This is a genomic window from Emticicia agri (assembly GCF_004168285.1).
GTDB classification, from domain to species: Bacteria; Bacteroidota; Bacteroidia; order Cytophagales; family Spirosomataceae; genus Emticicia; species Emticicia agri.
This window is the reverse complement of the sequence record NZ_SEWF01000119.1, coordinates 1-2591: the sequence shown is the minus strand read 5'-3', so window position 1 is coordinate 2591 and position 2591 is coordinate 1. Positions and strand designations below refer to the sequence as shown.

The following is a 2591-nucleotide window of genomic DNA, read 5'->3' as shown; positions in this document are numbered from 1 at the left end:
AATGCCAATGGTTGTAGTGCCACAGCGACTACCTCAGTAGTCATTAATGCCTTACCAACCCCAACCGCAGGTTCAAACACACCTGTTTGCGTAGGTAAAACTTTGAACTTGACAGCATCAGGTGGTACAACCTATTCATGGGTAGGGCCAAATTCATACAGTTCAACCAATCAAAATCCAAGTATCAGCAACGTAACAGCGGCTAACGCCGGAGTTTATACAGTAACAGTTACCAATGCCAATGGCTGTAGTGCCACAGCAACTACTTCGGTAGTGATTAATGCTCTGCCAACACCGACAGCAGGTTCAAACAGTCCTGTTTGTGTGGGACAAACATTGAATCTGACAGCTTCTGGTGGCACTTCTTATTCATGGTCAGGACCAAATGCTTATACATCAAACAATCAAAACCCAAGTATTACTAATGCAACGTCAGCGGCTAACGGTATCTATACTGTTACGGTAACAAACTCATTGAGTTGTAGCGCTACGGCAACTATTACTGTAGTAATTTATGACTTACCTACACCTCCAATCGTTACTGGGGCAAGCCGTTGCGAGGCAGGGTCGGTTACACTTACTGCTAATGGTTGCATAGGAGGTGCAATTCAGTGGTATGATGCTGAAACAGGGGGAAATCTGGTAGGAACTGGCATAACTTTTGCTACAAATACGTTAACGCAAAGCACATTTTACTTTGCCTCGTGCTTCACTAATAATTGTTCAAGCCCTTCCCGTACAGCGGGTTTAGCAAGAATCAACTCTGCCCCAAATGCTGAGGTTGTTGCTATAAACTCTACTTGTATTGTGAATAATCCACAAGATAATGGTAAACTTTTGCTAAATAGATATAGAAATGATGACCAGTATTCTTATAATATCGGACCATCATATAATAGTGCCATAGCCTCAGCTTTTATAACCATACCGTCGGGCGGATTAGTACCAGCATCTAATTTACCAAACCCAACAGGAAGTAGCCAAGCTTACACTGTTAGAATAAAAAATATTGATGGTTGTACCATTGATAGAACTGTTTCATTAACCAAACAATGTGAAGGGTGTCCACAAAATTATTGTCCACCTGCCACAGTATTAAAAACAAAGTAAGTACTCAATTTAATTAAGCTTTACATATCCAAATTTTAACAATTTGTCAAATGGAAAACAAAGTACCCAAGATTACTTTCCAGACCAGTCATAGACGAACCCGACCATGGGTTTGGCTATCAATTATTGGTGTCCTCCTATTATTTATGAACCAAAAAGTGGCTGCCCAAACACCTGTGCCTTGCCAAGTAGACATAAATTTTAATTTAGTAGGAGTTGATGCCACAACTGCAACTGCCAATGATGCTAAAATCCGTATTTCGGGAGCATTATCAGGCGACCATAGAATTGGTTACTCGGTAGGCAATACCTATACCGGACCCGATTTTGCCAGTGCACCCAAATTTTCTACTTTAACAGGAGGCTATATTTCTCAAACCTTGCCTACTCCAACCAATCAGGCAGGGACAGCATATACCATCCGTGTGTATTCGGTAGATGGTACCTGTTATACAGATAAAAGTTTTACATTAGAATATGTAAACTTTAATACAGCCCCTGTAAATCCTGATATTGAGGTAACTACAGCAGTTACACCAAGCGGCTATGTCGCACTGAATGGTACTGTTTCAGTATTAATTACTGTTCAGAATAAAGGAACAGGACCTGCAACAGGCGTAGTTTATACCGTAGGTATTCCGGCAGGACTTACCGGAGTAACAGGTACAACAGCTGCCGGTACTTATAATGGCAGCACTACCTGGACAATCGGTAACCTTGCTGTTAACCAGACTGTTACTTTGACCTTAACCGGAACAGTCAGCACAAGAGGTGTAAAATATGTAACGGCCAACTTATCGGCTGAAAATGAGCAGGATATTGACTCAAGTCCTACTACTAATAACGCAGGCGAAGATGACCAGGGGTCTGCTTGTATTTCAACCCCATTCGATTACTGTACCAATGATGAATATACCATTACTTTACCAAGCTATACCGGAATTGAATGGAGAAAAGGTAGTACTATAATTACAGCCGGAAATGCTGCAAGTAATGGTGTAAGGCTGAATGTTGACGGCTCTATGACCATATTCAGCGAAGGTGAGTATTCATATAATATGACAGTTGGGCCAAACGCCTGTCCGAGTGGTGGCTGTTGTCCGATTCTTATTGAAGCTGGTAAACCACCGGTATTGGTTAGTCCGGGCGACCAAAGCATCTGTTTTAATGCAACATTTGCTGCTATCACGGCTCAGAATACCCAGACTACTCCGAATCCGAACGCAACTTTCATTTATGAATGGTACAATGATAACGGAACAAGCAACCCGACTACTGGAATTATCTCAGGTCAGAATTCATTGTCATTCACTGCACTTCCTACAGCTGTTGGTGTTTACAAATATAAGTTGAAAGCGTATGAGCAAGGACACCCTAATTGTGCCGACTCAGTTACGATTACTTTAGAAATCAAAGACCTTCCAGTACCGACAATTGCTTCAAACAGCCCGGTTTGTGAAGAAGGAACCATTCGCCTGTCA

1 protein-coding gene and 1 pseudogene are annotated in these 2591 nt (G+C 41.9%); both read left to right on the top strand.

Annotation, left to right across the window (positions count from 1 at the left end; all coding sequences use genetic code 11):
* The coding region (locus EWM59_RS27985) for an immunoglobulin domain-containing protein (RefSeq protein ID WP_207220075.1) at window positions 1–1110 on the top strand (1110 nt) is incomplete at its 5' end.
* Window positions 1111–1160: 50 nt separating this feature from the next.
* Window positions 1161–2591, top strand: a pseudogene (locus EWM59_RS27300) (DUF11 domain-containing protein); the annotation flags it as partial.